This window comes from Lysobacter firmicutimachus (assembly GCF_037027445.1).
GTDB classification, from domain to species: Bacteria; Pseudomonadota; Gammaproteobacteria; order Xanthomonadales; family Xanthomonadaceae; genus Lysobacter; species Lysobacter firmicutimachus.
Window position 1 is genome coordinate 4,528,209 of record NZ_JBANDL010000002.1, and the last position, 24,483, is coordinate 4,552,691.

A 24,483-nucleotide genomic window follows, 5' to 3' on the forward strand; every position below is an offset into this window, starting at 1 on the left:
CGCGCAGCGCGCTGGCGCGCTGCGCCGGACTGGAAGCCAGGCCACAGATTACAACTGTGCGCAGCATCGTTTTCCGGCAGCGTGTCACGTCGCAGCAGCGATCGCTCACGACAATGATCGAACGGGATCCATACGCATCTTTCAACGGATACAGACTTCCGAAGGAGATCGTTCGATGCATCTGCACCCTCTCGCTGCCGTCATCGGCGGCGCACTGTGCTTGGCCGTCGGCGCGGCCGGCGCCGCCGAGCGGCCCAGTCTCGACAGCCTGCGTTTCGAATTCGACCGGACCCAAGCCCTGGTGCTGGCGCAAGCCCAGCGCGCCGCCTATCCGGCATATTTCCGCCGCGCCTACGCACGCTATCCCAACCTGCCCGCCGGCACGCTGGAGGCGATGGCCTACGCCGAAACCGGTTGGAACCACGTCCGCCCCGACCCGGCGCAGGATCCGCACGATCTGCACATGCCGCGCTCCTACGGCGTCATGGGCCTGTACCACGGCGGCGGTTTCGCCGATCAGGTCGGCGAGGGCGCACGCCTGATCGGACGTACGGCGCAGCAGGTGATCGACGACCCGGAAAGCAACATCCTGGCCGCCGCCGCCCTGCTCGACCGCGCGCTCGCCGCCAGCCAGGGTGGTACGCGCAGCCGCGCGGTGGCACGCAGCGAAGACCTGGCGCCGGCACTGGCGCGCTACGCCGGCTACGGCGCCTCCGACGGCGGCTTGGCCGCCTATGCGCGGCAGAGTTTCGCCTTCGGCGTGCTGGACACGCTGCAGCGCGGCGTGGATGCGCAGGGCGTGCGCATCGTGCCCCAAGCCCTGCAGTTGGAGCGCGCATTCGCGCCGGAGCAACTGCGCAAGCTGCGCGCGCCGGCGCTGCGCGTCGATGCCGCCGACGGCAGCGTACGGGTCGACGATGCGTTCGCGCGCGAGGTGGCGGGCGAGGTGCGCCTCGCACCGGCCGGCGACGTCTCGACCAAGGCGGTGGACTTCGGCGAAGCGATCTGGAACCCGGCCAGCTCCAGCAACTACAGCACCGCCGGCAACGCGATGAGCGCGGTGATCCTGCACACCATGGAAGGCTCCTACGCCGGTTCGATCGCGTGGTTTCAGAATCCAAGCGCGCAGGTCTCGGCGCATTACCTGATCCGCAAGTCCGATGGTCAGATCACCCAGATGGTGCGCGAGCACCATCAGGCCTGGCACGCCAAGTACCACAACAATTACACCGTCGGCATCGAACACGACGGCCGCGCCGCGGATGCGGGCAACTGGTCGAGCGCGATGCTCAACGCGTCGGCGCGCTTGACCAAGAGCCTGTGCGCGCGACGCGGCATCGACTGCCGCACGGCCTGGAACGGCCCCGGCTACGACACCTGGCATCTGGTCCCGGACAGCGTGCGGATCAAGGGGCACGGCATGCTGAGCCAGAACCAGAACCGTTACGACCCCGGCAAGTACTTCCCCTGGACCAACTACTACACCCTGCTCAACGGCGGCGGCACGCCGAGCCCGGGCAAGTACTGGGTCGACACCTTCGCCGACGCCACCGGCTACAAGTGGCCGTCGACGCTGACTCCGCTGGGCACGCTCTACAAGGGCACCCACTACGTGTATTGCAAGGCGTGGGGGCAGGAAGTGCGGGTCGGCGACAGCTACAACCATTACTGGCTGAAGACCGATTTGGATGTCGGCCCGGCCGGGGCCTGGGTGTCGGCGTATTACCTGAGCCGCTGGGGCAACGACGAAGCCCGCGACAATAGCGGCGCGGTGATTCCGGATTGCTGATCGCGGGTCGTTGCCGGCCGGTTGCCGGGCGGCCCTGACGCCGCGCTGCCAGGTTCGCAGCGCGGCGTCGTTTGGCGGGTGGGCGCGGTTTCGGCCGGCGACAGCGTCGTTGCGGCGTCTGCGCGCACTCGGTTGCGGCTTACGCCGCGCCTACAGGCGGGCGGTGTCGCCTCCCCGCGATGCGTTGTCGTGGTGGTCGCTGCCGTCGTTGTCGCTATCGGCAGGAAGCGCCGCGACCTGCGCGAAGCGGGGTCAGAACGCGTCGCTGCCGGGGCGGATGTCGATGCCGAGGGCGGCGCAGACGGCTTGCATGTTCTCGTCGTCGCGACGCAGGGCGATCCAGCCGGCATAGGCGTCGCCGCCGGTGTCGCGGTTCCACAGGGTGTAGCCGTGCTCGCGCAAACGGTCGTAGGCGCGGGCCATCAGCTCGGGCACGTCGGTGCCGGCGAGGAAGTCTTCGTCGCCCGGGTCCTCCACGCCCCAGTCCACGCGCAGGTTCCAGCGCGCGGCGAGTTGTGCGATCGCGTCGATGAAGGTCTCGGTGTCTTTCCAGTCGACGAGGTAGCCCGAGGTCCAGTCGATGATCTCCTGCACCTGATCGGCGACGTCGCCGCCCCCGCCTTCCTCGCGCGCCTCGCGGAAGCGGCCGAACTGCTGCAGCGCGGTGTCCTCGTCGCCGGGGTTGATCAGCAGTAGCAACTGCCAGACCAGGGCTTCGTCGTCGAACTCGCGGTCGTCGTCGGCGAAATCGTAGCCGTCGTCTTCGTAATCGGATTCGTTGTCGGGTGCGCTCATGGCCGGGTCGATCGGGGTCGGATTCGGGAAAACCGCGCAGATGGTGCGCGCTGGCGCGCGGCTTGGGAAGCGCGTCCGGCGGCTCGCCGCCCAGCCGCCCGATTGCGAATGCCGGGCACCGGCAAGCGCTGCTCCGAAAACGAAAAAGCCCGGCTTGCGCCGGGCTTTCGCGGCCGCTGCGCCCGAGGGCGCGGCGGCGAGGTCAACGCAGAACCCGTAGGTTCAGAGCGCCTGCACCTGGTCGGCCTGCAGGCCCTTCTGGCCCTGGGTCACGACGAAGGAGACCTTCTGGCCTTCCTGCAGGCTCTTGAAACCGGTGCCCTGGATCGCGCGGAAATGCACGAACACGTCATCGCCGCTCTCACGGCTGATGAAGCCAAAGCCCTTGGCATCGTTGAACCACTTGACGGTACCGACTTCACGATCCGACATTTGCTAACTCCTTGAACATACTTAACTATGGATATACCGCCATCGGCGGCGTTGAGCTGGTTGCAAGGAGGAAGCCAGGTGAAACGATGGAGTGGATCAGCGATCTACGGCATCGGGTCACGACCTACGGTGACCCTTGACGAACTCAGCACGCACACCGTAGTGGTGTCCAGCACGAAAATCAATTGGCGCAAGGCATGGATGTTCAGCCGTTGCGGCAATCTGAAGCCGGGTTCACAGTCCCCGGGAGCCGCCCCGGCGCCCCATCCGGCCGCCGCCGGGGCCATCCGGCTGCGGTAGGAGCTTGATTTAGTTCGATTTTGTGCCGCAGGTCCGGGTCTGGGCCGGCGATCGCCGGATTCGCGCAAGGTTTCCCAACTGAACGCTGTTCATACTTCCTGGCCCATTAGCCAGGGACGATCCGATGCCGTTGCACGAACTGGACACCCGCCTGGCGCCCCCGACTGCGGCCGATTTCGCCGCGGCCCGGGCCGGCGCCCCGCCCCTGCCGGTGTCGCCGGCGCCCGACTTCGTCGCGATCGAGGCCGCCGCGGTCGAGGGTGGCAGCTTCGCCGCCCTGGTCCGGCGCCTGTCCCCGTGCCATTGCGGCACCTTGTTCGGCGCGGCCCACCTGGCCCGGCGCCTGGCGCCGGCGCGCACGGTACGCAGCGCCGGCGCCCGACTCGACGACGGCGCTCCCCGCGCCCTGGTCGGCGACCTGGAAGTCGAAGGCGACTTGTCGGTCGGCGCGGCCCTGGTCGTGGCCGGCAACCTCAGCGTCCACGGCGTACTGCGCGACGCCGGGCCGGCCTCGCGCATCGTCGTGACCGGCCACGTGCGCGCCGGCCATATCGACAGCAGCGGCCGGATCCTCGCCGGCGGCGACGTCGCCGCGCGCGGCCTGATCCACGGCGAGCGCCACGACGATGCGCTGGAGGCCTTGGGCACGATCCGCGCCCGTGCCGTGGTGGGCGATGAACATCGCTTCGAAGCCGGCGCCGGCTTCGACGTCGAACAGCGCCCGCTGCACGCCGGCGCCTGCGGCGAGTATGTGTTCGACCGGCGCGACCCGCGGCATATGGATCAATTGCTGACCGCGTTCGGCGAGCAGTGGATGCAGCGACTGGGGCCGCCGGCCACACGCAGCTGAGCGCGCGGCTCAACCGCCCTCGCCGCTGTCGGCATCGGCCTGGGCCTGAGCGCGGCGCCAGATGCCGTACTCGGCGCGGTTGAGACGGAACTGCTGCAAAGCGAAAGTCGCCGCGCCGCGGTCGGCGGCGCTCGAGGCCGGATCGGCCGCGATCGCCAACAGCGCTTCCTTGAGCCGGTCGCTGCGGATGCGCGAGCCCTGGACGCCGGCGATGGCCTTGGCCCGAACGTCCGGCGAGGGGTCCAGGATCGCGCGGTGCAGCAGGTCTTCGGTCTGCTCGCCGTCGTCCCACTGCGCCAGTTGCAGCACCGCCTGCGCACGCAGGGACGGATCGGAATGGCGCGCCAGCGCGGCCAGTTCGGCGATCACCGGCGCGGCGTCCTCGCTGGGCATGGTCGCCGGGGTCAGCATCGCCACCAGTTCGCCCATGCGCTGCGGGTCGCCGCCCTGGCCGAGCTTGGCCAGCACGGTCTCGCGCACTTCGGCGCGGTCCATCGGGTAGGCGGCGAGCAAGGCCAGGCCGTCGCGTTCGTCTTCGGCGCGGGTGCTCGCCGTCAACGACAGGGCCAGGCGCAGCACCTCGTCGCCGGACACGGCGTTGAGCAGGGCCAGCAGTTCGCCGCGCGCGACCGGATCGGTCTGATTGCGGTAGCGCTGCATCAGGCCGCGCAGGAAGGCCGGGTCGGACGCGGCGCGGCGCCGCAAGGATTCGAAACTGACCCGCTCGCTGCCGATCGAAACGTAGTCCGGCGGCGATGCGGACGCATCGTGCGCGGGCGCCGTCGCCCTCGGCGCGGCCGCCGCGGGGTTTTCCGGCGCCGCGGACCCCGCACCGACGTCGCGCCGCGCCACGTAGGCGCCGCCCAGCGCGGCGCCGAGCGCGGCCGAGGCCAGTGCGATCAACAGGACGGCGGCAGGTTTCATGTTGCGGCGGGGATTGGGAGATTGGGGATTGGCAGTCGGCGCAGCGAGGAACGCGGGGCATCGGGCAAAAGAATACGCTGCGGCGTCGGGGGGACGCCGCAGCGTACGCCGGACGCGCGGAACGGCCGGCGAAAACGCAGGACTCAGCCGATCAGCACGGCGGCGCGACGCGACCGTCCGAGCCGGTGTAGGTGTAGGCGTCCGGAATGAAGCGGCCGCTGCCGATCCGGTTCCAGATGTTGCTGGTGCCGTACGTGCCGGTGACCGAGCTGCCGGTGGTCTGGCACTGGATGGTCACGCTGGCGCCGTCGGCGAGGCTGCCGACGATCGAGTACGAAGTGCCCGGACCCGAGCGCACGTTGAGCGGGGTGCCGCTGGTGTTGACCTGGCCGTTGGCGCCGCCGCTGCTGCCGCAGGAGTTGCGGCTGGTGTAGTCGTTGCTGCCGAAGTACAGGATCTGGCTGCCGTTGAACTTGATCTTCTGCGCGCTGCCGTTGAGGCGTTCTTCGAAGTGCAGGTGGGCGCCGGTGGAGCCGCCGGTGTTGCCGACGGTGCCGATCTGCCGGCCCATCGCCACGTTCTGGCCGACCGAGACCGAGAACGAGTTCAGGTGCGCGTACAGCGTGGTCCAGCCGCCACCGTGGTCGACGACCACGTACTTGCCGTAGCTGGTGCTGCCCAGGTTGCGCACGACCGTGACCGTGCCGGCGGCGGCGGCGACCACGGTGTCGCCCTCGTCGTTGGCGCGGTTGAAGTCGACCGAGTTGACCGGGTTGTGGTTGGTGCGGGTCTGGCCCGACCAGACTTGGCCGCACGGGAACGGCATCTGGAAGTTCGGTGCGGCCTGCGCCGCGGAACCGAACAGGGCGGCGAAGGCGAACAGCGCGGCGGCGGTTCGGGTACGGAGGGAACGAGGCATGGCTTGATGCTCCAGGTGAGGTCGCGCCGTTGCCCACGACGCGACGCGGGGGGAAATCAATGAACGATCTGCACGTCGTCCAGATAGAGGTTCACGTCGTAGCGGGTCTGTTCGCGCAGGAACCACACCGCATCCAGGCGCACGCTGGCGGCGTCGATGCTGCCGTTGCTGGCGCCGGCCCAGGCGTTCCACTGCGCCGGGTCGTCCAGCGCCCACTCCAGCCAGGTCCACTGCCCGCTCGGGATCGCGCGCGCGACCGCGCGCTCGGTGCCGTCGCTGTCGTCGATGCTGAGCGAGGCGGTCATGCCGCTGGCGCCGGTGTAGACCCAGAACCCGACCCGGCCGCGCGCGGTCACCAGTTCCAGGTTGTTGGCCGGGGTGCCGCCGCCGGACAGCAGCCGCACCGCCCAGGCCGCGCTCACCGCCGGGTCGTCTTTCAGCAGCACGCGCAACGAACAGTTGCCGCTCTTGCGGGTGGCGCAGTCCTGCTGGGCCAGCGAGGCGGTCGAGATGCCGACGGTGCTGCCGGACAGGGTCGGTGCGCTGGCGAAGCGGCCGACGCCGTTCTCGAACCCGTCCATCAGCACGGTGCCGCCGCTGACCCCACCGTCGTTGGCGAGGAAGGCGTTGCGCATGCCGCCGGGCTGGTTGTTGCCGTTGAAGTAGTGATTGGCGATCCAGCGCCAGTCGCGGCCCTGGTTGGCGGCCCAGCGCTGGGTGCCCCACTGGCTCATGCCGCGGCCGTGGCCGAAGCAGCCGCGGTTGCGGCCGACTTCGTCGCTGAGGCAGGGCCAGTTGTTGCGCGGCGAGCCGTTGCGGCCGTTGCCGCAGCTGAGGTCGTTGTTGACGCAGGACAGACCGTCGGAGGGATCGTCCCAGGCATTGTTCTCGGCCGAGTACTCGCTGAAAGCGGCGGTGCGGCCGTCGCGGGTCAGCAGCACGCCGCGGGTGGCCGTGGCCGCGGCGACCGTGGCCGAGACGCTGTCGGCGTTGAACGCCTGACAAGAGGTGCTGGCACAGATGTCATAACGGCTGTTGACCGGATGGGCGACGTAATAGGCCGCGTAACTGCGGTAGGCGACCGCGCCGGCGGCCAGCGAGTCGGCGTCCCAGGACGGGATCCATTCTTCGTCGAGGCCGCGGCCCACATAGTCCTCGAACGCGTACACCGACACGCTGCTGCAGGAGCGGCCCGAGCAGTTGGTGCCGACCCGGATGCTGCTCGGCACCGGCACGCTGGCCGCCTGCGCCGCCAAGCGTTCGGCCAGGGCGCGCGAAGCCGGCCGCGCCGGGTCCAGCGCCGCATCGGCCTGGGCTGCAGCGACGGCGTCGATCTGCGCCCGATCCGCCGCCGACACCGGCCGCTGCCGGTCGGCGCGTTCGCGCGCGCGCGCCTGCACGTGGCGGCGGTCGACCACCGCGACGCCGGCGCCGGGTTCGAGATCGACGATCAGATGGCGGCTGTCGTTGAGCAGGGGCAGGCCGCTCAGGCGCTGGCTGCGATAGCCGGCGCCGGCGACGCGCAGTTCGATGTCCGCCGGCAAGGCCTCCCGATCGGCGGCCTGCGCACGCGGCAAGCGCGCTTGCAGTTCGAAGTAGCCGGCCGCGTCGGTCAGGGCCTGCTCGCCCTGGCTGCTGCGCACGCGCGCGCCGGCCACCGGCGCGCCGTCGCCGCGATCGTAGACGTGACCGCTGAACACCGCGCAGTCGGCGCAGGCCGCGGCCTTCAAGGCCAGCAGGTCCAGGGCCTCGGACGGCGCCGACGGCGACAGCCAGACCGTGATCGGCAGGCTCGGCGCGGCGTCGACGTGCAACGGCAGGGTCAGCGGCTCGTAGCCGGGCGCGGCGACAGTCAGCCGGTAATCGCCCGCGGCCAGGCTCGCGACCCGGCCGCCTTGCGCACCGGCGTTCAATTCGAGCGCGCGCGCGCCGTCGCGCTGCAGTTGCAGCTGCGCGGGCAATGCGCGACCGGTGACCGCATCGCGGACGCGGATATCGAGCGGTCGGCGCAACGCCGCGGGGTCGGCGGCGAGGCCGGACGCGCGGGTCGGCGCGGCCGGCGGTGCGGCCGGGCGCGCCAGCCATTGCGCGAAGACCGCGCCGGCCAGCAGCAAGGCCAGCGGCGCCGGCCAGACCGGCACGCGGCGCGCGGATGCGCGCGGCGGGCCGCGGTGCGGAGTATCGGACATGGATTCCCCTGTGCGCCGTGACGGCGCGGCGTGAACGTTCAACGGGAGACGACGCCCGACGGAACGCCGGGCGCCGAGGCGACCGGGCGCGCGCAGGCCGGGTGCGGGAAGCCGGCCTGCGCGACGCGCCGATCAGTACTTGACCTGGACGTCGTCCAGATAGACGTTGACGTCGTACGCGGTCTGGTCGCGGTAGAACCACACCGCATCCAGCTTCACCGTCGAGGCGGTGATCGCGCCGTCGGCACCGCCGACCCAGGCGTCCCATTGCGCGGCGTCGTCCAGGCGCCACTCCAGGTAGGTCCAGGCATTGGCCGGAATCGCGCGACCGACCGAACGCTCGGTGCCGTCGCTGTCGTCGACGCCGAGCGCCGCGCTCAGGCCGGTGGCGCCGGTGTAGACCCAGAACCCGACCTTGCCGTTGGCGCGGTTGAGCGCGGCGTTGCTGGCCGGCGTGCCGCTGGCCGAGAGCAGGCGCACCGCCCAGTCCGACGCGGTCGCAGTGTCGTCCTTCAGCAGCACCCGCAGCGAGCATTCGCCGTTCTTGCGCGTGGTGCAGTTGCGCTCGGCCAGCGAGGCCGAGGAGATGCCGGTGGTGCTGCCCGAGTACGCCGGCGCGGTGTCGAAGTGGCCGACCGAGCTCTCGAAGCTGTCGATCACGTTGCCGGTGCCGCTGCCCGGATTGAGCAGGTTGTAGTAACGCGCCCAATCCCAGTTGATGCCCGGGTCGGTGTGGGTCTGGCTGCTGTAATGCTGGTGGCCCTTCACCTTGACGCTGGCCGGCAATACGTTGATGCCGCTGCCGGCCGGGCCCTTGTAAGCGCTGGCGCAGCTGATCGCGCTGTAGGTCGCGCAGAAATGCCGGGTCAGCGCGGCCGAGGCGTTGTACATCGCCGCGGTGTACCAGCTGGCGTTGTTGATGAAGCCTTCGTGCTCGATGCCCAGGGTGGTCTTGTTGTGTACGCCCACATGGTGGGCGGCGCGGCTCTCGCGCACCATCTGGGTGATCTGGCCGTCGGAGCTGCGAATCAGGTAGTGCGCGCTGACGCTGTTGGGATTGTTCTGGAACCAGGAGATGCTGCCGGCGTAATAGCCCTGCATCGTGTGGATGGTGACCGAATCGTAGGACGTGCGGGTGGAGTGGTAGGGCGAGGCCACCCACAGCGCCGGGCCGTAGTCGGTGCTCTTGGTATCGAAGTTCGCCGCCGGCACGGTCAGGGTTTCGCTGCGCGGGTCGATCGCATAGCCCGATGCGGCAGCGCCCACTGCCTCGACTTTGTCGTTGGCCACGTCCAGGCGCACGAACGGCGCGCGCAGCTGGACCAACTTGCGCGCGTCGAAGGCGCGCTCCCAGGCGACCGCGCGCGCCGGCACGACGATGCCGCGATCGTTGACGCCCTTGTCCTGCGCCAGCAGCACGTCGAAGGCGAAGCTGGAACGCGCATGGTCCTGGATCGCGCTCTTGGCCGCGGCGCCGCTGCGGGCGAAGCCGGCGTAGCGTTCCAGCGCCGCGCGGGTGGCCTCGACCGGCGCATCGGCGCGCAGGCCGTCGGCGCGCAGCTCGCGGTCGATCAGCGCGGCCGCGGCGAGGATGTTGGTCGACGGGTCGCGCTGCACGCGCGCGGCCGGCACGCCGAGCAGGCGCGCGCCCTCGCCGACTTGATCGGCGAAGCCTTCGCCTCGGTACAGACCCATCACGCCGTAGGACCGCGGCATGTGCTGGTGCTGCTCGCCGTAGCCGGCCGCCTCCGGCTGCAGGTGCTGCCAGCGGCTCATCACATAGGCCACCGACTCCAGGGTGCCGCGCGGAATCGAGGGATAGCGCGCATAGGCTTGGCGGAAGTAGTTCGCGTACAGGGCGCGGTCGACCCGCGCCAGGGATTCTTCGACCTGCAGGCGTTGCGCCAGGGCGCGGTCTTCGGCCGCGGCCGGCGGCCGCGACTGGGCCAGGACCGGCGCGGCCACGGCCGCGATCAGGCCGGCCATGGCCAGGACGAGGGTGGAGCGGAGCGGGTGCCGCACGGCAGCGGAACGGACACCGGAATATTCGTTCATGATATTTATCCCCAAGAGAATTAAAAATTCCCGCGCCGCCCTTGTACTGCATTTGCCTGACCGGCAAGTGCTGCGCGATGGGTCGTGCGGTAGCAATGTCGCGTTCCGCGACTGCGATCACTCGTGAATTGAGCGCGGCGGCGGAAGGCGGCAGAACGCCGACCGCCCTGGCCGTATGGACGCGATGCAGCGCCGCAAGCGCGCCCCGGCGAAATGCGCGAACGCGTCGTGCGCCACCGCCGGCGCACCTGGGGTAAACCCTAATGTTGCCGATTTGTGACATTGGATAGCGTGTCGCGGTTTCGGCGCATCCGTTGCCATAGCGACTATCGGGAGAAAGACATGAGTGGAGGAATCGGCGGCGTCAGCTGGCAGACGTTCAATCGCCTGCCGCCGGAAGACCAGCAGGCGATCCGCGACTCGGTCGCACGTCAGGAAGCCGCGCAGAACGAGCCCGCGGCGCCGGCCAGCGCGCCCGGCGCCGAGACGCCGCCGGCGCTGAAGCCGGCCGAGGCGAAGACGCCGGAGCAGGCGGTGGCCTCGATCAACGGCCTGCCCTTGCCCAAGACCGACGACCTCAACGGCATGCCGTCGCCGGTCTATCAGTCGGTCTACCAGCCGCGGGTGACCCAGTTCACCACCACCCGGCGCGAGGAAGCGCAGGCCGCGCTGGACCGCTTCGAGCCGAAGTGGGAGGACTACCGCGACAGCGGCCTCAACGGCGCCACCGCGAGCTACGAATACGGCGAGGCGCGCGACGCGTTCAACGACAACCCCTACGTCAAGGAACTCAAGCGCATCGTCGGCGAGGCCACCGACAAGCCGACCGAAGTGCCGGCCTACCTGCGCAACGATCCTTCGACCAAGACCAACCCCGAAGCGGTCACCAACCTGCCGATCGATACCGCGCGCACTGCGCTGAAGAACTTCGGCGTCGAGCTGCCGCCGAACCCGACCCCGCAGCAGATCGCGGCCGGTTACGAACTGCTCGGCGCGATGCCGCAGGACCTGCTCGCCTATGCGATCAACCCCGGCACCCAGGTCACCTACAACGCGCCGCTCGGCGGCATCGGCACGCCCTCCTTCATTCCGGTGCGCGCCGAGGCGGGCTTCAGCTTCGAAGGCAAGGTCGAGCTGTCCGACGTGCAGACCGGCGTCGATTTCCAGGAAACCCAGCAGTTCAAGACCTCGGTGCAGTTGCAGAGCGAGGCCGGCGTCGACGTCGGCAAGACGCCGCTGAACAAGCTCTACCGGGCCGCGACCTTGCTGCGCCAGGTGTCGCCCGAGGCCAAGGAGCTGATCGAAGGCTCGCCGCTGCTGAAGAACGTGGTCAAGGGCCTGCCGATTTCCGGCCACTACACCGAGTTCGAAGGCACTCGCCTGAGCTACGAAGCCACGGTGACCACGCAACAGGGGACCAAGCTCGCCGGCGGCGACATGAGCGGCATGCCCAACCCGCTGGACCCGCTCAACATGCCCACCGGCACCTCGGTGCTGATGCGCGGCCAGGACCTGCAGGGCTCGGATTTCGCGGTGAACTACAAGGCCTTCACCCTGGCCGGCAACCACACCGAACTCGACGGCGCCGGCTTCGGCGTGCGCAAGCTGGAAGGCTCGGTGGTCGAGGTGTATGCCGGCCCGATCCAGACCGTGGAGAACGCGACCTTCTTCGGCCTCGGCCGCGCCGGCACTGCGGCGATCGGGCTCAGCGTCGACACCAGCATGGAAAACCGCTCGCTGAGCACCGCGCGCATCGACCTGGCCACGCCGGAAGGCCAGCAGGCTTACCAGAACTTCATGAACGGCGGCCGCGTGCCGGACTGGAACCCGCCCGGCGTGCAGCGTTCGGGCACCAGCGAGGTGCTCAACGCCGAACACGCCACCCGCCTGGGCATCGACCTGGGCCCGCTGTCGTGGCAGGCCGGCGGCAACAGCCAGCTGACCATCACCCGCAATGTCTGGCAGGACGGCACGATCGATCAGCAGAACACCTACACCTCGGCCGACGGCATGACCAGCGACGTGCAGTTCCAGGTCGGCCGCGACGGCAAGCCGATCGACAGCAAGACCGAGTGGAAGATCGTGCTGAGCGATTTCAACCCGATCCTCACCTCCTACCTCAACGCCGCCTACCGGCCCGACCAGGTCAACAAGGACTTCGACGGCGAACAGCACGTGCAACTGGAGTTCACCAGCGCCGAACTGATGGAGCTGCGCGACCGCAGCCGCGCCCACGTCGGCTCGGTCGGCGGCAAGGAGCATCTGGCCGACCTGGATTCGGGCCGGGTCACGCCGTGGAACACCAACGTCGCCGAGCACCTGGCCGTGGCCAAGACCCCGGACGAAGTGTTCGCGGTGTTGAGCAACGACTTCCATACCAGCCAGATCCCCGAGGACCTGCTGGCGATGGTGTTCGAGCAAGGCAACCGCGCGGTGCCGGGCACGATCCGGCTCAAGGACGCCGGCTGACGGACGTCGGCCAGCGGCATGCGCGGCGCAGCCAGGCCCGGCCATGCCGGGCCTGGTCGTATCGGCGTCGCTGATGATCGACATCGGCGCCCGCCCCGCACGCGGCGCGCGGACGCAACGCGCGCATCGCTAGCGCGCGCGGCGGGCCTTGCGGGCGCGCCGGCCCAGGATCGCAAAACGGGGACGCCGCCACCGCCGTCGCGCCGCCGCGGGCGAAACTCGGCGCCCATCGCGACCGAGCGCGATGCGCACCGCGGCGCAGGCGATCCCCGCGCACAGCAACGACACCAGCGCCTGCGCGCCGACTTCCAGGACGAAGCGCAGCGGCTGTTCGGCGAACGCGAACGCAGCGCGGCGCTGGCGCACCACACCGGTCGCGGCGGTGACGAGCAGATTGGCCGTGCCCCACAGCGCGGTGCTGGCGCAGACCAACGCCAGCAGCGCCGCGACCACGCGCGCAGCGGCGCCGACCGGCGCGGAACCGACGGATGGCGACTCAACGCCGCTCATCAGCGGCACGTCGCGACGGGCCGGACGGACCGGCGCGACGGTGGCAACGATGGAAGGCCGGGCGGAAGACGACGAGCGCCGGTCGCTCCCCGGCGGCGGGCGGCGCTGCATGCCGAGCTCGCGACTTGGGGGCCGGCAGTGTCGGCGATGCACGCGCAGCGACCAAGCCCCGGACGCCCCGTTTCGCGAACGGAGCCACATTGCGTCGCCGTCGATGCGTCGAAACGAGACTTTGGCACTGGGGTGGGATTGGGGATTGGGGATCGCATGTTGAAAGCGTGATGTCGTTGCAAGCGCTTCGCATCAAAAAACGCGCGCCCTCCAACGCAACTCACCTACCAGCCCCTCTTTTCCAAGGGAGGAACACAAAAACGACGTCCCTCAGCCCCATTCCCCATTCCCCAATCCCCCCCTAAGGCACAAACTTCACGTCCGAAGGCGCGAACGCCGGCAGCGTTTGCAAGGTGGCGCCGAGCAGGCCGCTGTCGGGGTCGCGCGCGATCACCACCAGCGAACCGCTGTGCTGGTTCGCCACGACCAGATGACGCCCGTCCGGCGTCAGGGCGAATTCGCGCGGGCCGCGGCCTTCGCTGCTGCGGCGTTGCAGCGGACTGAGCCGGCCGCTGCCGGCCTCGACCGCGTAGACGGCGATGTGGTTGTCCTCGCCGCGATTGCTCGCATACAGAAAACGACCGTCGGCCGACAAATGCAGCGCGGCGGCGGCATTGCCCTCGCGCCGGCCCGGGTCCAGGGCCAGCGTCTGCACGATGCGCAAGCGATCCTCGTCGCGTTCCAGCACGACGACCTCGCCGCTCATCTCCAGGCTCAGATAGGCGCGCCGCCCCGAAGCGTCGAACAACAGATGGCGCGGCCCGCTGCCGGGCGGCAACGCCAGATGCGGCGTCTCCGCCGCGCGCAGCGGCCGCTCGGCGCTGCGTGCCGGGTCGTAGCGATAGACATAGACCTTGTCCGCCCCCAGATCGGCAGCGAGCAGATAGCGGCCGTCCGGGGTCGGCACCGCCGCGTGCACGTGGGTCGAGGCCTGTCGCTCGGGGTCGGCACCGCTGGCCAGATGGGTCATCACCTGCACCGCCGGCTGCAAGCGTCCTTCGCCGTCGACCGGCAGCACCGCCAGCGTGCCGCCGGGCGCGGCCGCGACCGCGTAATTGGCGACGAACAAGTACTTGCCATCGGCGCTGGCGCTCGCATGAGCGGGCTCGTCGCCGAGCGTATTGGCCTGCGACAGGCGCTGCGACCGCGCGTTGCCGCGGGCCAGGAGGTAACTGCTGGCGCGACCGACCGGATCGGCCGACGCCGGCCCGTTCTCGTTGAGCGCGAACAAATGCCGGCCGTCGGCGGAAAACGTAAGCCAGGACGGATTGTCGGTTTCGATCACTTCCAAGGGCTGCGGATCGATCCGCCCCTGGACCGAATCGAAGCGATGGCGCGCGATGCCGCGACACTGCGGGCCGGTATAGCAACCGATCAGCAGCTCGGTCGCACGATCGTGGGCGGCGGCGGCGGCGGGCGTGGCGGCAACACTCATCGTCAGACTCCAGGCAAGCAGGACGGATCGCAGGTTCATAGAAGTTCCGGCGTAACGGCGCGAGGTCCGATCCTGCACCAAGGCCGGCCGGATCGCCATGCCGTGTGCCGCGCATGCAGCGTCGGCGCGGCGCACGGATTTACACGCGCCGCTCTCGGGCGGCGCAGACGATTGCGCGGCAAGGGGTTCGCAGCACCGAAACGGCAACACGCGCCGGTGCCGGCGGCCGCATCGCCCGGCGCCGGCTAGCGCGCGTAGGCGTACTCGACCTCGACTTGCGCGGTCGTTTCGCTGCCGCGCACGGGTGCGTCGGCAGCGTAGTTGTAGGCGCGGGCGCCGTACTGACGTGCGGTCGGCGGTTGCGGCGTCCACCACGGGCGGTCGTCTTCGATCCGCACCGCGACCGGCCCGAGCAGGCGCCAGCCCGCAGCGGCCGCCAGCGTCTCGGCCTTGCGCTGCGCGTCTTGCAGCGCCAGCCGGCGCGCCTGGTTGGCGTACTCGGGCAGGCGCTGCGACAGCGGCTGGACCTGATCGAGCCCGTCGATGCCCAGCTCGGCCAAACGCTGCTGCAAACGCATCAAGGCCTCGCGGCTGCGCAAGCGCAGTGCGAACCGGGTCTGGTAGCGATAACGCGTCGCCGGCGCGTCGTCGCGCCGCTGCAGGCCCGGCGCGTCGGCCGCGGTTTCGTCCAGCTCGGCGCGCTGCGCCGCGATCGCATCGCGCGCCAGCGCCACGGCCTGCTCGTGCCGCAGCCGCGCCGCGCCCGGCTCGGCCGCTTCGCTGACCACGACGAAGGCGAATCCGAACAGATCCGGCTCGAACGCGACCCGGCCGAAACCGGCGACGCGGAAGCGGCCGCCCTGCTGCGCAGGCACGGCGCCAGGCCGAACGGCGTCCTGTTCCGCGGCCGCCGCCCCCGCCGCGGCAACGGTCGGGCCGACGGCGGCCGGGCCAGCCGCGGACAGGCCCGCGCCGAACAGGCCGGCACCCAGCAGGTAAGTCCACAGTGGATTCATCGCGACATCGCCAGGGACGCAGAGGGCAAACGAAGCTTACCCCTCCCTCCCCGACCGCGGGACTGGGCCGGTGATGGCCACGCGCGTATCCTGACCGCCGCCGGCCGTGCCGGCACGCCGTCCGGCTGACCCTCAGCCCGCAGCATCCGCAAGCCCAACCGAACCGAGCCTTTCGCATGACCGACACCCCGCCCGACCGCCTCTCCAACGACCCGCGCAGCCCGTTCCACGACCCGGCCGTGCTCGAACGCGGCATCGGCATCCGCTTCAACGGCGCGGAGAAGACCAATGTCGAGGAATACTGCATCAGCGAAGGCTGGGTGCGCCTGCCGGTCGGCAAGTCGCTCGATCGCCGCGGCAACCCGATGACGATGAAACACAAGGGCCAGGTCGAGGCCTACTACCTGACCGCGGCTTCCGACGCCGAGTAATCGCGGCCGCTGCGCCGCCTTCGCGGGCGGGGCCGGCGCCCCACCCGCTGGCATGCCTCCTACTGGCCTGCCTGCCGCTGGCACGCCTGCCGCCGGCACGCCTGCAACCGGCTTTTCCGGCCGCGGATTTTTCGGCGGCCGATGTCCAAAATCGCCGTCCTGGATCGTCGAATCAGCAAAAGCCCGCACTACCACCGCGGGCGCGTCGACCTCCAGGAGCCCGCCATGTCCCTAGCTTTCAGCCTGATCGCCTTCAAGTTCGTCCTGCTCGCCGGCCTCGCCGCCTGGTTGAGCCTGGTCGCGTTCAACAACCTCGTCGCGTTCCGCAACGGCGTGTTCGCCATCGGCCAGATCATGCGCATGGCGCCGCTGGACCAAGCCCCGGCGATCCAGACCCCGCTGCAGCGACGCCGGGTCGAGGCGGCGCACTGGCACCGCGCGGTGTTCGCCCTGGTGTTGATCGCCGAAGCGGTCAGCGCGGCGCTGCTGTGGGCCGCGGCGTTCGGATACGCCGGCGCCAGCGCCGAGCCCGCCGCGTTGGCGACGATCGCGCTGACCGCGTTGATGGCCACCAGCTTGCTGATGCTGCTCGGCGGCAGCTGGTTCGCCTACTACATCCGCCAGGACAATCTGCAGACCATGCACTTCGTGCTGATCGGGGTCGCTGCGGTGGCGACGATCGCGGTGAATCTGCGGGTTTAAGCGACCGCAGCCGGGTTCGCCGGCCCGCTCAGGCGGCGGCCGTTCGCCATTGCGCCAGCAGGCGGCGCATGTCGGCGGCCAGTTCGGGAATCGGTTGCGGCAGGCGCTGGGCGGCCTCGATCAGGCGGCAGGCGCGCGCGGTTTCGCCGCCAGCGGCGACATGCAGGGCGCGGGCGTAATCGCCCAGCGGCGCCGGCGCATCCAGCACCGGGGCCAACCACAGGCTCGCTTCGCCGCCGGTGCCGCGCATCAGCAGCAGCTGCGCCAGTTGGAAGCGGGCCACGACGAACTCCGGCATCCGCCCCAGCACCACCCGCAGACGCTGCTCGGCGCGCTCGTACAGGCCGACCTGGGCGTGCTGGATCGCCAGCAGGTACTCGGCGTGCAGATTGTCCGGATCGCGCTCGAGCACCTGTTGCAGCAAGCGCACGGCTTCGACATCGCGCGCTTGCGCGATGGCGGTGTGGGCGCGCGCCAGCAGCGCGGTCAGGTCGGTGCGTGGTTCGGGCATGGTCCGGGCATTGTCCGATGAGGTCAGGACCGCGCGCTCCCCGGCGCGGCCCGGATCGGAACGTCTATTGTGCCGTGCCGGCCGGCAACGAAAAACCGACTGCGTCATAAGCGCGAACGCCGCCCCGCGCGGGCGGGACGGCGTTCGCGGCGAATCCGCCGGGCGCGGCTCAGGCCAGGGCTTCGCGGCGGTGGTAGCCCATCGCGTAGAACAGCACCGTCAGCAGGATCAGGAACGCCGGGCCGACGATCAGCGCCACCCGGGTGTCGGGGAAGTAGGCCATCAGCCCGATCACCAGCGCCAGGAAAGCCAGCGCGACCCACGAACCGAGCGGGTACATCGGCGCCTTGAACGCCAGCGCGGCGCGCTCGGCCTCGCTGAGGCGGGCGCGGAACTTCATGTGCGCCACCAGGATCACGCCCCAGGTCCAGATCGCGCCGAAGGTGGCGATCGAGGTCACCCACACGAACACCTTGGCCGGCGCCAGGTAGTTCAGCGCCACGCCGATCAGCAGCACCGCCACCGAGACCAGGATCGCCGCGCGCGGCACCCCGCCGGAGGTCCGCGCGAACAGCGCCGGCGCCTGCCGCTGCTGGGCCAGGTTGTAGAGCATGCGCCCGGTGCTGAAGATGCCGCTGTTGCAGGACGACAACGCCGCGGTCAGGACCACGAAGTTGATGATGCCGGCCGCCTCGCGGATGCCCATGCGCTCGAAGGTCATCACGAACGGGCTGCCGGTGGTGCCCAGCTCGTTCCAGGGGTACAGCGACAGGATCACGAACAGCGCGCCGACGTAGAAGATCACGATCCGCCAGAACACCGAGTTGATCGCATCCGGAATCGACTTGGCCGGATTGGCCGCCTCGCCCGCGGTCAGGCCGATCATCTCCACGCCCAGGTAGGCGAACATCACCATCTGCAGCGACATCAGCACGCCCTGCGCGCCGTTGGGGAAGAAGCCGCCGTGGCTCCACAGGTTGCTGATGCCGGTGGCGACGCCGTGGTTGCCGAAGCCGAACAGGATCATCGCCAGCCCGGCCAGGATCATCACCACGATGGTCACCACCTTGATCATCGCGAACCAGAACTCGAACTCGCCGTAGGCCTTGACCGCGATCAGATTGACCGAACCCATCGCCACCAGCGCCGCCAGCGCCCAGGCCCACTGCGGCGAGCCCGGGAACCAGACCTGCATGTACACGCCGACCGCGGTGATTTCGGCCACGCAGGTCACCAGCCACAGGAACCAGTAGTTCCAGCCGGTCAGATAGCCCGACAGCGGGCCGAGATAATCGCGGGCGTAGCGGCTGAACGAGCCGGCGACCGGGTGGTGCACGGCCATCTCGCCGAGGGCGCGCATGATGATGAAGATCGCCGCGCCGCCGAGCAGGTAGGCCAGCAGGATGCCGGGGCCGGCGAGCTTGATCGCATTGGCCGAGCCCAGGAACAGGCCGACGCCGATCGCCGCGCCGAGCGCCATCAATCGGATGTGGCGCTCGCTGAGGCCACGGTGAAGTTGCTGGTGATCGGTCATTCGCCCGGGCTCCCGCTGGCCGGCGCGACGACCGCACTGCGCTCAGCGCGGCCGGGCCGGGACCGGCGCAGCATACTCCGCGCGGCGCGGGTGCGGCAGGGTTGGGCGCCGTGCGCGCCTGCGCCCCGGCCCGCTCGCAGGGAAGGACCGACCTCTCAGCAACGGCAAGGCCCCTCTTCCGTTTACGGGAGCGGGGCTGGGGTAAGGGCGAGGCGCGCCTCAGCGCTTGAGCTTGTACCCCGTGCGGAAGATCCACCACACCGTCGCCAAGCACAGCAGCAGGAACCCGGCCGTCATGCCGACGCTGAGCCGGATATCCACATCCGACTGGCCGTAAAAGCTCCAACGGAAACCGTTGACCAGATACACCACCGGATTGAACAGCGACAGCGAGCGCCAGAACGGCGGCAGCATGTCGATCGAGTAGAAGCTGCCGCCCAGGAAGGTCAGCGGCATCACCACCATCATCGGGATCATCTGCAGCTTCTCGAAGCCGTCGGCCCAGACCCCGATGATGAAGCCGAACAGGCTGAAGGTGACCGCGGTCAGGATCAGGAAAACCGTCATCCACAGCGGATGCACGATCTGGAAATCGACGAAGAACCGCGCCGTGATCAGCATCAGCGTGCCCAGGATCACCGACTTGGTGGCCGCCGCGCCGACGTAGCCCGCCACCGCTTCGACGAAGGACACCGGCGCCGACAGCAACTCGTAGATCGTCCCCGACCACTTCGGCAGGTAGATGCCGAAGGAGGCGTTGGAAATGCTTTCGGTCAGCAAGGCCATCATCACCAGGCCCGGCACGATGAAAGCGCCGTAGCCGATGCCGTCGATCTCGACCATGCGCGAGCCGATCGCCGAACCGAACACGATGAAGTACAGCGAGGTCGACAGCACCGGGGTGGCGATGGACTGCATCAGGGTGCGGAAGGTGCGGTGCATCTCGAAGTAGTAGATCGCCCGGATCGCGTGCCAGTTCATGCCGCGCCCTCCGCTGCGTCGCCGCGGGAGGCGCCTTGCGCCGACGGCGACTTGACCAGATTGACGAAGATCTCCTCCAGCGAACTCTGCGTGGTGTGCAGGTCCTTGAAATCGATGCCGTGCTCGCCGAGCCGGCGCAACAGCGCGGCGATCCCGGTTTCCTCGGACTGGGCGTCGAAGGTGTAGGTCAGCTCGCCGCCGTCGGCCGACAAGGCCAGCGCCGGTTCGGCCAGCGACGGCGGCAACGCCGCCAACGGCGCCTGCAGTTGCAGGGTCAGCTGCTTCTTGCCCAGCTTGCGCATCAGCGCGCGCTTTTCCTCGACCAGCACGATCTCGCCGCGGTTGATGACGCCCACCCGGTCGGCCATCTCTTCGGCCTCGTCGATGTAATGGGTGGTGAGGATGATGGTGACGCCGCTGGCGCGCAGCCGCGACACCATCGCCCACATCTCGCGGCGCAACTCGACGTCGACGCCCGCGGTGGGCTCGTCGAGGAACAGGATGCTCGGCTCGTGCGACAGCGCCTTGGCGATCAGCACCCGCCGCTTCATGCCGCCGGACAGGGCCATGATCTTCTCGCCGCGCTTGTCCCACAGCGACAGCTCGCGCAGCACGCGCTCCAAGTAGGCCGCGTCAGGCGCCTTGCCGAACAGGCCGCGGCTGAACTTGACCGTGTCCCACACGGTTTCGAAGGCGTCGGTGTGCAGCTCCTGCGGCACCAGCCCGATCGTCGCGCGCGCGGCGCGGTAATCGCGGACGATATCGTGGCCGTCGGCGAGCACCGTCCCCTCGCTCGGGTTGACGATGCCGCAGACGATGCTGATCAACGTCGTCTTGCCGGCGCCGTTGGGCCCCAGCAAGGCGAAGATTTCGCCGCGACGGATGTCCAGGTCGACCCGCTTGAGCGCCTGGAAACCGCCGGCGTACGTCTTGGCCAGGCCGCGGATCGACACGATCGGCGCGGCGTCGCCGGGCGGAGCGGATGCAGCGGATGGAGCGGATGCAGACGACATGCGCGGGATAGCCTCCGTGATCGCGGGCCGGACGACGGTCGGGCGACCGCATGCATACGCCGCGCACCCGAGCCGCCGGGCGCTGCATTGCGATGCGGCCGCGGCCAGTGTACGAGCCGGCGCGCGGACGCGTCGCGCTCAGCGCTCGGCCAGATAGGCGTCGAGGCGCTCGAAGCACTCGCCCCAGCCCGGCACCACCTGCTGGGTCTGCACGTCTTCGCGCTCGCCGGCGCTGGCGAATTCCAGCTCCAACGTCACCTCGGTGTGGCCGTCGCTGCGCGCGGACAGGCTGACCCGGTTCAAGGACGGTTGCGGCGGGCGCGCCGGATCGTCCCAGTCGACCCAGTACACCAGCCGCTCGGGCGCGACCAGTTCCTGATAGCGGCCGCGCAGCGGGTACTCGGCGCCATCGGGGCCGACCATGCAGATGCGGAATTCGCCGCCGGTGGCGACGTCCATCTGCCGAACCACGCTGCGGAAGCCGTGCGGCCCCCACCAGCGCGCGATGTGGACCGGGTCGGTCCAGGCCAGGAACACCAGGTCGCGCGGCGCGTGGATCACACGCTGCAGGACGATGCGACGATCTTCGATGCGGTGCGAGGTGACGGCGGCAGGCGGCGCGGCGCCGGCACGGCGGGAACCATCGGCGGTCATGACGGACTTCCTGTACGAACGAAAAGCGCGGGGGCGCGCAAAAGGAGGCGTAAAACGCCTCTAAACCGACAAGCTAATTAACCCGGCCGGAAACTACATCCGGGTCCGTACAGGGTCAAGCCGATTCGCCGGCCCGACTGCGGCATCGATCGCACTATTGCGCCGAAGTCCGACGACTATCACGAAATCGCAAAATCGGTACAACTTCCAGCGCTTGACGGCGCAACGCGCCGATGACGGGCCAGGTAAAGCGCCGACGCTTCAGCCGGCGGCATCCGCGCGCGGCTTGCGCGGGCGCTTCGGCCCCGGCGCCGACTGCCGCCCCTGCGCCGCGTCGATCGCGTCGATCCAGCCCGCGCGCGCCTGCGCGAACGCATCGGCGTAAGGCACGTAGGGCTTGATGTCGAGCACCGGCGTGCCGTCGAGCAAATCGACGCCGCGCACGCGCAAGGCGCCGGGTTCGACCGCCACCAGTTCCACCGCCGACAAGCCCAGGGGATTGGGCCGGTGCGGCGAACGCGTCGCCAGCACGCCGCGCTTGGGCCCGCCGCGCGGCGGTTTGACCTGCGCTTTCCACCCCTGGCTGCGATGGAACGCGAAGATCAGCCAGATCCGCTCGAAACCGGCCAGGTCGGCATAGGCCTCGAACGGAATCCCGTCGGCGAACTCGATCCGCGCCTCCTCGGCCGCGCCGCTTTCGGTGCCCTGCACCACGGTCGGCTGGTGCGGCGCATCGATGCGCTGCGCATAAGGCGAGCGCAGCCAGGCGATCGGACGGCAAAGGAGATCGGACATGCGGCGCGCGGGCTCGACGGAACGCGCCATTGTCGCCCCGCGCCGCGTCGCGGTCGACGGTCGCAACGCCTGCGACCGACGCGACGCAGCCTCTCCGACCATCGTCGCTGGCGCAGTGCCGCATAGGCGGTATGCTCGGCGCCGTCGCGAACTCCCGCGTCCCTTCCACCGCAGCGCCCGCTGCCGAGGCCCCCATGAAGTTCATCGTTTCGATTTACAACGACGACAGCCTGATCGAAGCCCTGCCCCCGGGCGAGTACGAGAGCATGATGCGCGGCTGCCTGGCCCATGCCGACCGACTGCGCGCCGACGGCGTGCTGCTGGACTCGCAGATGCTCGCGCCGCCGGCCAAGGCGGTGTCGCTGCGCACCCGCGGCGGCCGCACTACCTTTCTCGACGGCCCCTTCGCCGAGGCCAAGGAGTACCTGGGCGGCTTCAACCTGATCGAAGCCGCCGACATGGACGAGGCGCTGCGCATCGCCCAGGAATTCCCCTGGAGCCGCACCGGCCGGATCGAAGTGCGTCCGGTGATGGACTTCGACGACGTCCGCCGCGCGGTCGCGGCCTGAAGCGGACACCGCGCGCCGCGGCAGCGGCACCTGAACCGGCACCGCCACCGCTCGCCCGCAGCGTGCGCGGCCCCGCATGGCCGCTCCCCCGCCCCCATCGCGTTAGGGCGGACACGGGGGTCCGATCATGCGCCGCTGCATCGTCTTCGCCGTCGCGCTGGCACTGAGCGCGACAGTACCGGCCTACGCGCACGGCGGCGGGCTGGACAAGCACGGCTGCCACCACGACCGCAAACGCGGCGGCTATCACTGCCATCGCGGCTCCGCTCCGGCCGCCGCCTGGGCGCCCGCGGCCACGCGCTCGCACGCGCGACCGGCGCTGTCTTCGTCGTGGACGCCGGCCACCGCAGCGCCGTCCGGCGGCGGCGGCGCGTTCGCCAACTGCAGCGCCGCGCGCGCCGCCGGAGCCGCGCCGGTGCGGCGCGGCGACCCTGGCTACAGCCGCCGGCTGGATCGCGACGGCGACGGGGTCGGCTGCGAATAAGGCGCTGAACGGGCGATCGTGAATTGGCGCCAACGGCCTCGGCGCCGAGCCTGCGTTTAACGCGGTTTCGCTTGTCGCTCGCGCGAACGCGGGCGGACAATGGGCCCGAACCCCACCGCCTCGGAGCCCGCCATGAAACTCCGGACCGCGCTCATCATCGCCTTGTCGGCCGCCGCGCTGGCGGCCGGGGACGCCGGCGCCCGTTCCCGCACCGTCACCGATCCCGACGCACCGCGGGCCCTGCCCGAACAGGGCCCGGTGAGCGTGCGCTGGGACGATCCGGCCAAGTTCGCCGAGATCCGCTACAGCCGCAACCGTTACGACGCCCGCCGCGGCAACTGGGTCGAGCAGCTCGCCGAGCACCTGCGCAAGCGCGCGCAGAAGGAGCTGCCGGCCGGCCAGCGCCTCGACGTCGACATCACCGACATCAAGCGCGCCGGCGACTACGAGCCCTGGCACGGGCCGCAGTTCGACGACACCCGCTTCGTCCGCGACATCTATCCGCCGCGCATCGTGCTCAGCTTCAAGCGCACCGACGCCGACGGCCGGGTGGTCGAGGAAGGCCAGCGCACCCTGCGCGACCTCAGCTTCCTGATGGGGCCGCGACCGCTCAGCGACAGCGATCCGCTGCGCTACGAAAAACGCTTGATCGACGACTGGCTGCGCCAGGAATTCAAAGCCCCCGGCGCCTGAGCCCGGCGCAAGCAAGCCCTGCCCCTGGTAGCAGCGGCGCGAGTCGCGACCGGGGACGTGAAGAGAACGCAACGGCGACGCCGTCGCTGACGGGGCTGCGTTGGTTGCGCAGCGGAAAGCAAATCCCCCTGCCCCCCTTTTCAAAGGGGGGAACAGCAAAGGCCGCGGCGCGCTCCTTGCGCGACGCGTGCTCTTGTAGGAGCGGCGTGAGCCGCGAGAGGGAACAGGCAGAAAGCGCAACAACGCCGCGCTCCGCACCGGGGTAGGAGCAGCGCAAGCCGCGACCCCGAGACGCGCAGACCAGCCCACCATGCCGTCGGCG

Annotated in this window: 23 protein-coding genes; 8 read left to right on the top strand and 15 right to left on the bottom strand. The window is 70.0% G+C overall.

Annotated elements, in window-relative coordinates; genetic code table 11:
• The first annotated feature begins 175 nt into the window (after nt 1–175).
• Nucleotides 176–1,789, top strand: coding sequence for an N-acetylmuramoyl-L-alanine amidase (locus V2J18_RS19585; protein ID WP_064747039.1), 1,614 nt, complete (start codon nt 176–178; stop codon nt 1,787–1,789).
• Between the two features lie 252 nt (nt 1,790–2,041).
• Here V2J18_RS19585 and V2J18_RS19590 read toward each other — a convergent pair whose 3' ends face one another.
• Together V2J18_RS19590 and V2J18_RS19595 are read right to left on the bottom strand one after the other, a co-directional pair.
• Nucleotides 2,042–2,584 carry a DUF6630 family protein gene (locus V2J18_RS19590; RefSeq protein WP_336132645.1) on the bottom strand — a complete coding sequence of 181 codons (543 nt, stop codon included), beginning with the start codon at nt 2,582–2,584 and terminating at the stop codon, nt 2,042–2,044.
• Nucleotides 2,585–2,806: 222 nt separating this feature from the next.
• Nucleotides 2,807–3,016: a cold-shock protein gene (locus tag V2J18_RS19595; RefSeq protein WP_064747037.1), complete on the bottom strand. Its 210-nt coding sequence runs from the start codon at nt 3,014–3,016 to the stop codon at nt 2,807–2,809.
• 424 nt (nt 3,017–3,440) lie between these two features.
• Between V2J18_RS19595 and V2J18_RS19600 the strand changes: the two genes are divergently transcribed.
• Nucleotides 3,441–4,166, top strand: a complete 726-nt coding sequence (locus V2J18_RS19600) for a bactofilin family protein (protein ID WP_336132646.1) — start codon at nt 3,441–3,443, stop codon at nt 4,164–4,166.
• Nucleotides 4,167–4,175: 9 nt separating this feature from the next.
• Here V2J18_RS19600 and V2J18_RS19605 read toward each other — a convergent pair whose 3' ends face one another.
• From V2J18_RS19605 to V2J18_RS19620, 4 genes are all read right to left on the bottom strand, one after another.
• The gene (locus tag V2J18_RS19605; RefSeq protein ID WP_336132647.1) at nt 4,176–5,090 is read right to left on the bottom strand and encodes a HEAT repeat domain-containing protein; all 915 of its coding nucleotides are present in this window, start codon (nt 5,088–5,090) and stop codon (nt 4,176–4,178) included.
• Nucleotides 5,091–5,241: 151 nt separating this feature from the next.
• Nucleotides 5,242–6,009, bottom strand: a complete 768-nt coding sequence (locus tag V2J18_RS19610; RefSeq protein ID WP_064747034.1) for a M23 family metallopeptidase — start codon at nt 6,007–6,009, stop codon at nt 5,242–5,244.
• 56 nt (nt 6,010–6,065) lie between these two features.
• Nucleotides 6,066–8,198: a SpoIID/LytB domain-containing protein gene (locus tag V2J18_RS19615; protein ID WP_336132648.1), complete on the bottom strand. Its 2,133-nt coding sequence runs from the start codon at nt 8,196–8,198 to the stop codon at nt 6,066–6,068.
• 132 nt (nt 8,199–8,330) lie between these two features.
• Complete coding sequence (locus V2J18_RS19620) at nt 8,331–10,253, bottom strand: N-acetylmuramoyl-L-alanine amidase (protein WP_336132649.1); 1,923 nt, start codon at nt 10,251–10,253, stop codon at nt 8,331–8,333.
• A gap of 342 nt (nt 10,254–10,595) precedes the next feature.
• Between V2J18_RS19620 and V2J18_RS19625 the strand changes: the two genes are divergently transcribed.
• Entirely contained in the window at nt 10,596–12,722 is a 2,127-nt protein-coding gene (locus V2J18_RS19625) for a hypothetical protein (protein WP_336132650.1), read from the top strand.
• A gap of 129 nt (nt 12,723–12,851) precedes the next feature.
• Here V2J18_RS19625 and V2J18_RS19630 read toward each other — a convergent pair whose 3' ends face one another.
• From V2J18_RS19630 to V2J18_RS19640, 3 genes are all read right to left on the bottom strand, one after another.
• Nucleotides 12,852–13,343: a hypothetical protein gene (locus V2J18_RS19630; RefSeq protein WP_336132651.1), complete on the bottom strand. Its 492-nt coding sequence runs from the start codon at nt 13,341–13,343 to the stop codon at nt 12,852–12,854.
• A gap of 301 nt (nt 13,344–13,644) precedes the next feature.
• The gene (locus V2J18_RS19635) at nt 13,645–14,778 is read right to left on the bottom strand and encodes a lactonase family protein (RefSeq protein WP_261370034.1); all 1,134 of its coding nucleotides are present in this window, start codon (nt 14,776–14,778) and stop codon (nt 13,645–13,647) included.
• Nucleotides 14,779–15,023: 245 nt separating this feature from the next.
• Nucleotides 15,024–15,794, bottom strand: coding sequence for an SIMPL domain-containing protein (locus V2J18_RS19640; protein WP_336132652.1), 771 nt, complete (start codon nt 15,792–15,794; stop codon nt 15,024–15,026).
• A gap of 176 nt (nt 15,795–15,970) precedes the next feature.
• On the opposite strand from V2J18_RS19640, the gene V2J18_RS19645 reads away from it, so the two are divergent.
• Entirely contained in the window at nt 15,971–16,225 is a 255-nt protein-coding gene (locus V2J18_RS19645; RefSeq protein ID WP_064747027.1) for a DUF3297 family protein, read from the top strand.
• Between the two features lie 225 nt (nt 16,226–16,450).
• Nucleotides 16,451–16,927, top strand: a complete 477-nt coding sequence (locus V2J18_RS19650; protein WP_336132653.1) for a DUF2165 family protein — start codon at nt 16,451–16,453, stop codon at nt 16,925–16,927.
• 28 nt (nt 16,928–16,955) lie between these two features.
• Here the strand turns inward: V2J18_RS19650 and V2J18_RS19655 are convergent, their stop codons facing one another.
• The 6 genes from V2J18_RS19655 to tsaA all read right to left on the bottom strand — a co-directional run bounded on the left by V2J18_RS19655 (nt 16,956) and on the right by tsaA (nt 22,415).
• Nucleotides 16,956–17,438 (bottom strand): tetratricopeptide repeat protein, encoded by a 483-nt coding sequence (locus V2J18_RS19655; protein ID WP_064747025.1) that lies wholly within the window; start codon nt 17,436–17,438, stop codon nt 16,956–16,958.
• Between the two features lie 169 nt (nt 17,439–17,607).
• Nucleotides 17,608–18,972: an amino acid permease gene (locus V2J18_RS19660; RefSeq protein ID WP_064747024.1), complete on the bottom strand. Its 1,365-nt coding sequence runs from the start codon at nt 18,970–18,972 to the stop codon at nt 17,608–17,610.
• A 219-nt stretch (nt 18,973–19,191) separates the two neighbouring features.
• The gene (locus tag V2J18_RS19665) at nt 19,192–19,953 is read right to left on the bottom strand and encodes an ABC transporter permease (RefSeq protein ID WP_064747023.1); all 762 of its coding nucleotides are present in this window, start codon (nt 19,951–19,953) and stop codon (nt 19,192–19,194) included.
• On the bottom strand, nt 19,950–20,966 hold the full coding sequence (locus V2J18_RS19670) for an ABC transporter ATP-binding protein (RefSeq protein ID WP_064747022.1): 1,017 nt from the start codon (nt 20,964–20,966) through the stop codon (nt 19,950–19,952). The genes V2J18_RS19665 and V2J18_RS19670 overlap by 4 nt, the downstream gene beginning before the upstream one ends.
• Before the next feature lie 138 nt (nt 20,967–21,104).
• Nucleotides 21,105–21,620 (bottom strand): SRPBCC domain-containing protein, encoded by a 516-nt coding sequence (locus tag V2J18_RS19675; protein ID WP_336132654.1) that lies wholly within the window; start codon nt 21,618–21,620, stop codon nt 21,105–21,107.
• A 261-nt stretch (nt 21,621–21,881) separates the two neighbouring features.
• Nucleotides 21,882–22,415: a tRNA (N6-threonylcarbamoyladenosine(37)-N6)-methyltransferase TrmO gene (tsaA, locus tag V2J18_RS19680; RefSeq protein WP_064747454.1), complete on the bottom strand. Its 534-nt coding sequence runs from the start codon at nt 22,413–22,415 to the stop codon at nt 21,882–21,884.
• A gap of 194 nt (nt 22,416–22,609) precedes the next feature.
• Between tsaA and V2J18_RS19685 the strand changes: the two genes are divergently transcribed.
• The 3 genes from V2J18_RS19685 (at nt 22,610) to V2J18_RS19695 (ending at nt 24,161) form a co-directional block, all read left to right on the top strand.
• Entirely contained in the window at nt 22,610–22,984 is a 375-nt protein-coding gene (locus V2J18_RS19685) for a YciI family protein (RefSeq protein WP_064747452.1), read from the top strand.
• 127 nt (nt 22,985–23,111) lie between these two features.
• On the top strand, nt 23,112–23,468 hold the full coding sequence (locus V2J18_RS19690) for an excalibur calcium-binding domain-containing protein (RefSeq protein WP_336132655.1): 357 nt from the start codon (nt 23,112–23,114) through the stop codon (nt 23,466–23,468).
• 132 nt (nt 23,469–23,600) lie between these two features.
• Complete coding sequence (locus tag V2J18_RS19695) at nt 23,601–24,161, top strand: DUF3016 domain-containing protein (protein ID WP_064747453.1); 561 nt, start codon at nt 23,601–23,603, stop codon at nt 24,159–24,161.
• Nucleotides 24,162–24,483: the final 322 nt, after the last annotated feature.